The sequence below is a fragment of the Neobacillus fumarioli NBRC 102428 genome, assembly GCF_001591485.1.
In the GTDB taxonomy this organism is placed as follows: domain Bacteria; phylum Bacillota; class Bacilli; order Bacillales; family Cytobacillaceae; genus Neobacillus; species Neobacillus fumarioli.
The window spans coordinates 1-8,684 of sequence record NZ_BCUZ01000114.1; the positions used below are offsets into that span (position 1 = coordinate 1).

Here is an 8,684-nt window from a genome sequence, read left to right on the forward strand (position 1 = left end):
ATAAATTCTTATACCATAAACAAAAGCATTAATGATCGCTGTATGTGCATTTTTATCTTTTCTTATTAATCTTTATCAACATTGCATATGAAACTCAGCTGTTAGAGGATAACTCCTTGTATTTAGTGATGGAGTACGCCATCAAAGATCTCATAGTTTTTCCTTCAGTTAATCTGAAACGTCCATTTTCATTTTTTTAAACATCTATCCAAAATTCCCCCTTTCTACAACATGTTCATTCAATGTTAACAAAAAAAGAGCCGGGACATACCCCAACTCATCATTATTATTGTGAGATCTTGCTTAGCTCACTTCAATAAAAGGAAACTTCCAACTATATCCAGTCTCTAACCTCAATTCCTAATTCCGGCTCTGTAGAAACGTTCACAACCATTGATCTAATTGATTCAACGATTATGGTAGATACCTAATACAGATACGTGCTGCCCTATTAAATTTTTGCGGTTTTTTGAAATTTAATCCTGAAAAAACGCCGTAATGGTTTTCTTCACCTTTTGCTGATTAAGCACGATTTGATCATTATACGCTTGCAGTACATCATCATATAAACTTTCTTGGGTTCCTTGCAGTTGTTTGTATTTGACATCTGTATTTGGATCAATGTTTTTCAATGCAAGGCCGAGGCTCGCCATATCCGATGTTGACATGTTCGTCGCAAGCATATAATTGGATGAAGAATTTAGGAGTGATGGCAGTTTTGGCAGGTTTCCCGGGCTTAAAGCTTCTTTTGCAATTCCTTTTAGAATCTCAATCTGAGCCATTTGCCGTCCATAATCTCCGCCGGCAGCCGAGTGACGTTCACGTGCAAGTGCCAAGGCTGTCGTTCCGTTCACAAAATGAGGTCCAGGCTGAAACACTTGGGATCCTATTTTCACGGTCTCAGGAACGTTCATCGTAATACCGCCCAATGCATCCACCATCGCTTGAATCCCTTGAAAATTGGTTTCAGCATAATAATCAACCGGCACTCCGGTAAAATCACTAATCACTTTCACCGCTTCTGCAATCCCCTGCTTTGGACCATGCTTGGACTGCAAAACATATTGGACACTGGTTAGTTTGGTGTATCCATATCCCGGTAAATGGACACGGGTATCACGTGGAATACTAATTGCCTTTACTTGATGACGGTTTACATCCACATGCGCCAATATCATTGTGTCGGAGTGTCCAATGGTTTCGCCAGGTCTTTGGTCCGAACCTAATAATAAAATATTCACACTCCCCGCATTAAAATGCTGTGCGGGCTGGATTCGATAATAAGCAAACGCAGCACCAGCAAATATCACAATGATGACGAGAAACATAATATTTCGAAACACTTTCCACTTGCTCTTCTTTTTCTTGTATCTTTCAGATCTCATTTTATCTTCCATCGGAGTAAAAACTTCCCTCCTTATCGTATTTCTTCTTATTATTTGAGACACCCGTTTATTTTACAACAAAAATATGAAAAATAACGTATAAAAAGTTCATATATAAGGCTCTTGGAATCGTTAGGATGAATCACCCAACCAGCTGAAAAAATAAATTTTCGCACGGTCCTTGACACATGGTTTTCCTCGGCTTGGGTCATAAAACATGTTCTCATGGACCAAGTGTTTGCATTTTTCCTCAGCTTGGGCTATGAAACATCATCTCATGGACCGGATGCTCCTGGTTTTCCTCAGCTGAGGCCATGAAACACCTTCTCATGGACCGGATGCTCCTGTTTTTTCTCGGCTCGGGCCATGAAACATCATCTCATGAACCGGAAACCTACGTTTTTGATCGTCTCAGGCCATGAAACACGACCCCGTGGACCGGGTGCTCATCTTTTTCCTTGCCTCAAGCCATGAAACACCTTCTCATGGATCGGTTACTAACGTTTTTTCCGGCTTGGGCCATAAGCTGGAGCTGAAAGATAGATAGCCATATCAAAATTATCCACACTTAAAATGTATAATTCCCTTAACAGTCAAAAAAGACGCCTTCTAAAATGGCGTCCTTCGTATGCATTGATGCTATTTTTTTAATGTTAAGCCAGCCTGGGAAAGGTTCTTAGCCTTAGACCGTCTAGTTGCGACAAGAATTGCTGAATACAACACCAGAGCAATCCCCAATACCTGCCACCCCTGCAGATGTTCTCCAAGAAACAATACTCCCGTTACTACTGCAACGATAGGTTCGATCGTTGCCAAGATGGAAGCCTTACTAGCCTCTAAATGTTTTAAGCCTGACGTATACAAAACAAAAGCTGCAACTGTGGATACTGACGCTAACAATACCGCTGACACCCAAACATCTGCATATTGAAATTGATGGGTCTTTCTTATGACGTCACTTGTTAGTAACATGAAAATACTCGTATACATAAAGGTGTATGTTGTAATGGTCAATCCGGAATACCTTTTTGTTACAGGTTTACTGAAAATACTGTACAATGCATAACAAAATCCAGACAGAATCCCCATTAACAAAGTTTTCACAGGGACATCTTCCTGACCGAATGGCAGCAGGCCGACAACCAATGCACAACCTGCAATTGCAAGAGCAAGTGCGCAGATTTTACGAATGGTCAAGGACTCTTTAAAAAAAATCCGGGATAGAAGAGTGACAAATAATGGACCTGTATATAATAGGGTTACTGCAAGAGATAGACTTGATTGAGAAAAAACTTCGAAATAAAAAAAATTAAAAAAAGCGATGCTGATAATTCCTCCACCAGCGAAAAAAAGATGATCTTTTAATTTGGTACGTAACTGATCCCGGTAAAATGCTGCCATAAGCAGAATTAAGATCACAAAGGTAAAAACAGCCCGAATAGCAACTACATCCCAAGCCGTAAAGCCATGAGCATATAATGGAGCAATAAATAAACCAATCAGTCCCCAACATACCGCACCAGCAATTGTCGTCAAATAAACTCGCAGACTTGACAGCTTTTCCATACCACTCACTTCCTATAGTTGTACACTAATTATTAAAAAAACTAGAGATTCGATCTTTTCCATCGAATCTCCAGTTTTTACTTACCCCACAATTTTCGTTGAGGATGATTCAGAACCCGCTATATCCGTAGCATCTTCATCAAAAACAGCTTTTGGTAAGCCAGTTCGGGTGCCCCAGTAATAGGTAACAAGGGAAATGATCACGACGCAGACAACATCCCAAGGCTGTTTAATGGCACCATTTCCACCGAACATTCCAAAGCACGAAACGACCATAATGGCAAGATAATAGAACACAAGCCATAAAGAAGACTTCACTTGCTGGGCGAAATTTACCTGCTGGGTTGGTACCCATTTCTTGCAGAATAAATAGATCACAAACATCAAGATTTGAGAAGAAAGCAGCCATGATAGAGTGTTCCAGCCAGACCAATAGACGATTAAGGAACCAACAATAAAAGCAAGAGGACCGATGACAGCCATTCCTTTCAAATAGAATGGACGATGAAGGTCTTTTGCATTATGCCGGAAAGCTCCAGCCGAAATTGGCGCAAGTGCATAGCTCAAACAAAGAGCTGCCGAAACAACGCTGATTAAAACGTCCCATGAAGGGAAAGGCAGTGTCCAAAATACTGACAAGGCAAACGATAACCAAAGAGCTGGACGAGGAATACCGGTCTTTTCGTCAATTCTTGTAAAAATTTTAAACAATGTCCCGCTGCGTGCCCAACCGTAAATAATCCTTGGTGTTGCATTCATATAAATATTTCCAGTTCCACTAGGGGAAATCATCGCATCCACCACAATGAAAACAGCCAGTACTGATAAACCAAGAACTGTCGCAATATCTTTAAACGGAAGGCTGAAGGCCTTATCAATCCCTGACCATCCATTTGACAACATATGTGTTGGAATACTTCCAAGGAAAGCAACTTGTAATAAAACGTAAACAATCGTTGATAAAATGACCGATAGAATCAATGCAATCGGGATGGTCCGCTGTGGATTTCTGGCTTCACTTGCAGCGGCAACAATTGGCGTTAATCCTAAATAGGCAAAGATTACCCCGCCTGTCGAAATAGCAGATTGAATCCCAAAGGTCCCTAATGGTGCAAATCCATGAATGGAGAAATTCGCTGATTTCAATTGTGTTAATAGAACAATAATGGTAAGGGCTGGGACAAAGAATTTAAAGATTGTAATAATCGTATTTGACTTCGCAAAGGTTTTGACACTCCAATAATTGAGTAGAAAAAAGAGTAATAATAGGGCAAATTGGACAAGCCATCCCGCAACAGTAGGCGAACTGGATCCCGCCTTTGTTAAAAAGGGAAACCAGGCTGCAGCATATTGACGTCCAGCCTCCACCTCAATAGCAATCAAACTTGAGTTGGCAATGACGGTAATGGAACCAATCAGATACCCCATAAGCGGGCCGTGAGAATAGACCGGATAGCGGACAACTCCTCCTGCACGCGGAAGTGCTGCGCCAAGTTCACAATACACCAAGCCTAAGACAAGAATCGCAATGCCGCCAATTACCCAAGAAAGCGTCCCTGCCGGACCAGCTAGCGAGCTGACGTGGCTTGCAGCAAAAAGCCACCCTGAACCAAACATAGATCCAAAACCTATAAAAGTAAGATCCAACAATGATAGCTGTCGTTTAAATTTCCCTTTTGCTGACATCAACGCAACACTCTCCCTTAACTTTATCAAAATAGTTTGAATAATTGCTTTAAAAAATTTTTTACTCCTCCACAGCTGTTGTGATAAATTCCCTTTGTCACTCTCCTGTCTTGGTAGTTTTTTAATTATATTATATATATTTTTGAAAGCGTTGTCATATATTAATATAAAATAATAATATTCTAAATATAACGAAAAACCGGAAAGCCCTGTAAATCAGAGCTTTCCATCCTTCAACATCCAAAAATTACTATTTAATATTCACCCAAACACTCTTCACTTCTGTATAGTTGTCGAGTGCGTAGGAGCCCATTTCTCTTCCAATCCCCGATTGCTTGTAACCACCAAATGCTGCCGCCGGATCTTCCAAATTATAGTCATTAATCCAAACGGTTCCGGCTTTTAATTTGTTCGAGACTTTAAGCGCTGTTTTGATGTCTTTTGTCCATACGCCTGCTGCTAGTCCATATGGAGTGTTATTGGCACGTTCAATCACTTCTTCTACTGTGTCAAATGGTAAAATCACAACGACGGGTCCGAAAATTTCCTCTTTGGCAATGACCATATCATCCGTTACATCAGCGAAAACAGTTGGTTGTACGAAATAGCCTTTATCAAAAGCTTTTTCGCCTCCGGCAACAACCCTTGCACCTTCCGCTTTGCCTTTTTCAATATAGCCGAGCACCCGTTCCAATTGTCTTTTCGAAACAAGCGGTCCCATTTCTGATTCTGGATGTAAACCAGCGCCAAGTTTGACATGATTGGCCCGTTTCGCAAATTCCTCCACCACTTTTTCGTAATGTTTTCTTTGAACAAAGACACGAGAACCGGCGCTGCAGTTTTGTCCATGGTTATACATAATGCCATTAAAAGCTCCCGTAATCGCTTCTTCCAAATCGGCATCTTCCAAAATTATATTTGGAGATTTGCCGCCAAGTTCTAATGTTATATTTTTAATGGTGTCCGCTGCTTGTTTCATAATATATTTACCAGTTGCAGTCGATCCGGTAAAGGCAACCTTATCGACGTCTTCATGATTCACAATCGCGGCTTCTGCAATTTGGCCGAATCCTGGGACAATGTTCACGACTCCATCAGGGAAACCGGCTTCTTGCACAAGCTTAGCTAAGTATAGCGCCGACAGGGGTGTCTGCTCCGCTGGCTTTAAGACGATCGTACAGCCGGTTGCAAGTGCCGCTCCCATTTTCCAAGATGCCATCGTCAGCGGATAGTTCCAAGGGATAATTTGCCCGACAACACCAATCGGTTCGTGTCTTGTATAGTTTACATAATCCTTTGAAATCGGTACAGTTTGACCAAGGATTTTCGTTGCCCAGCCAGCATAATAACGGAATTGCTCAACAGTAGCCGGAATATCATCCGAGAGGGCCACTTGGTAAGGCTTGCCGTTATCAAGTGCTTCCAATTGGGCAAGTTCTTCGCGATGTTCTTCGATTAAATCGGCTAACTTGTAAATCAATCGAGCGCGCTCTGCTGCACTGAGATCAGGCCATTGACCGGATTCAAAGGATTTACGGGCGGCCTTTACAGCCAAGTCGATGTCTTCTTCCTGTGCTTCACTTACGACCGCCAGCACCTCTTCCGTCGCCGGATTGATCGTTTCAAACGTTTTCCCGCTAACAGATGGGACGAATTTTCCATCTATAAATAATTCGATTTTTCCATTTACAAATTCTTCTACCTTTGGCTTTAATGCCATGAAAGTCGTTTGCATCGTTTGGCCTCCTTCTATCACTTTTTCAATCCGGGATGCGTTACGCATGGACAGCCAGATCTAAGCCAGCTAACAATTTTTTCAGTTTTTGGTCTTCTTCAGGGGTTAAGCCTAAGCGCGGATGACGGGCAGGCCCTCCTGCTTGACCAAGCAGATCCAATGCTCGTTTACAAATTTGAACATATTTACCCGAACCTTCAAGGAAGGAACATAGCGGTAAAATTTTATCGTTTATTTCCCAAGCTTTGTCGATATCTCCGTTTTGGAAGTAATTGAACATATCCGTTATTAGCTTAGGCACAATGTTTCCTGCTACAGCAATCCAGCCGGTTGCTCCGACAAAATACGATTCCATGACTAATTCTTCTGAACCGCAGAATACTTCGAAATGGCCTTTTCCTTGCCGTGCCAAGTCTCTTGCTTTGCCGATTTCACCGCTTGATTCTTTAATATGCGTGACATTTTCGCAATCTTTACCGATTTTTAGCATCAGCTCTGTGCTCATATTCACCCCGGATGTAAATGGGTTGTTATACAGCATGATGGGGATATTGACAGCATTTGACACTTCTTTAAAATGGAAATAGATTTCGTGTTCCTTCGGTTTGCTATAGTAAGGATTAATGATCAGGGCGCAATTTGCACCATGGGCTTCAGCTTGTTTGGTGTACTCGATCGTTTCCTTTGTTGTTTCAGCCGATGTTCCGACAATAACAGGCACGCGGCCGTTTACTTCTTTCATAACGACATCTACCATTTGATATCTTTCTTCTTTTGTTAAGCTGACAAATTCTCCTGTGCTGCCATTGATGACAAGACCGGCAACCCCTTGACTGATGAAGTAATTTACATTATTTCTTACTCCAGCCCAATCAATTTCCTGCTCCTTTGTCATCGGTGTAATTAATACGGGAAAAGCTCCTCTAATGGTTGTCATGTGAAATCCTCCTTAAAGTAAACTATTTTAATAGAAATCCTGCTGCCAGCGGATCAGTAGGATCTAATAAAAACGTATGCATGCCGGTGATAAATCCACGGCCTTCGTTAGCTCAATAAATTTGCTTATGATAACACTATAGATAATTACAACTAACTATTGTCCCCTTTTATGTTAATATTCGCCTTTTCAAAACATATATTGACTGTCCGTTCGTTTGAACGAGTTCGGTGCATTGTGTTAGCAGGAATAGTAAATATTTCACCTGGTTTCAAAGAAACTGTTTCATTGTTTTCTAAATCTATGAAAAGTTCCCCTTCTAATACATAAAATAATTCATCGCAATCATCGTGTTTATGCCAGTGAAATTCTCCATTTATCACAGCTATTTGTTGCTTTAAAATAAAGTTTGATCAAAAACACCTAACAAACTGGCACTTTATGATAAACAAAAGAAACCATTTTGAAAAAAAGATTGATCAAAATGGTTTTTTTCAGAAGATCTAAGTTTCGTTTTTATAAAAAAGTTTGATCATTTCATAATGGTGTTGCTCCACAATCGCTCCCTAATGCTGAAGACAATCTGGGAGCGCAAACATGATTATGAAATGGTTTGTAATACTTTAGAAACCTCTTTTTCAATAACGGAATCATCTACGGTATTTAAATGTTCAGGCCTAAGCAATTGATATTGTTTCATTTTATAAAAATCTATAATCGCTTGTTTCAAGGTAACATCATACTGAATTGAAAATGAGGGTTCCATGAAACGCCGCAACACAGCGTCATCTTGAACCATAAACAACACCGGATTCAATTTGTTGAATATCTTCTGCTTCATCCCGGATTCAAAAAAGGTTTGTAAATTTTTAATTCGACTTTGTTGCGCAGCTGCAAGATCCTCAAAATGGTGCGGGTAAAATTCTTTGAGATCATTTAAGAACAAATCAGATATAAAAGTTACACATATCAACGATTGCAAAAACGTCTTTTGAAAGCGCTCGTGACAAACTCGTCTCGGCGTACATCGGTGACGGATCCAACCGCTGGCCAGCTGTGCACTACCTCGATGCGGCGCGTCTGTTCCGGTTGGCGTTGGAAGACGCCCCAGCAGGATATACTACACGGGGTTGGCGAAGAGGGTATACCAGTCCGTGACATCGCCCAAGTTATTGGTCGCCACCTGAACCTACCGGTGGTCAGTCTTTCCAAAGAAGAGGCAGACACCCACTTCGGCTTTTTCGGTGCCTTTGCGGCGACCGACAACCCAACGTCGAGTGTACTGACTCAGGAACGCTTGGGATGGCAGCCAGTGCATCCTAAGCTCATTCTAGACCTCGAAAAAGGACATTATTTCAGTAACTAAAGTTACAGA

Annotated in this window: 6 protein-coding genes and 1 pseudogene; all 7 read right to left on the reverse strand. The window is 41.3% G+C overall.

Annotated features, from left to right (window positions below; genetic code table 11):
• Window positions 1–476 precede the first annotated feature (476 nt).
• A complete protein-coding gene (locus BFU02S_RS13080; protein WP_066371418.1) occupies window positions 477–1,397 on the reverse strand; it encodes an LCP family protein in 921 nt (306 codons plus the stop codon).
• Between the two features lie 627 nt (window positions 1,398–2,024).
• Window positions 2,025–2,951, reverse strand: a complete 927-nt coding sequence (locus BFU02S_RS13085) for a DMT family transporter (RefSeq protein WP_066371420.1) — start codon at window positions 2,949–2,951, stop codon at window positions 2,025–2,027.
• 81 nt (window positions 2,952–3,032) lie between these two features.
• A complete protein-coding gene (locus tag BFU02S_RS13090; RefSeq protein ID WP_066371422.1) occupies window positions 3,033–4,637 on the reverse strand; it encodes an APC family permease in 1,605 nt (534 codons plus the stop codon).
• 250 nt (window positions 4,638–4,887) lie between these two features.
• On the reverse strand, window positions 4,888–6,372 hold the full coding sequence (locus tag BFU02S_RS13095) for an aldehyde dehydrogenase family protein (RefSeq protein ID WP_066371425.1): 1,485 nt from the start codon (window positions 6,370–6,372) through the stop codon (window positions 4,888–4,890).
• Window positions 6,373–6,412: 40 nt separating this feature from the next.
• Window positions 6,413–7,309: a 4-hydroxy-tetrahydrodipicolinate synthase gene (dapA, locus tag BFU02S_RS13100; protein ID WP_066371427.1), complete on the reverse strand. Its 897-nt coding sequence runs from the start codon at window positions 7,307–7,309 to the stop codon at window positions 6,413–6,415.
• Window positions 7,310–7,461: 152 nt separating this feature from the next.
• The gene (locus BFU02S_RS16460) at window positions 7,462–7,692 is read right to left on the reverse strand and encodes a cupin domain-containing protein (RefSeq protein WP_439951013.1); all 231 of its coding nucleotides are present in this window, start codon (window positions 7,690–7,692) and stop codon (window positions 7,462–7,464) included.
• A gap of 218 nt (window positions 7,693–7,910) precedes the next feature.
• Window positions 7,911–8,312: pseudogene (locus tag BFU02S_RS13105) on the reverse strand (TetR/AcrR family transcriptional regulator); the annotation flags it as partial.
• Window positions 8,313–8,684: the final 372 nt, after the last annotated feature.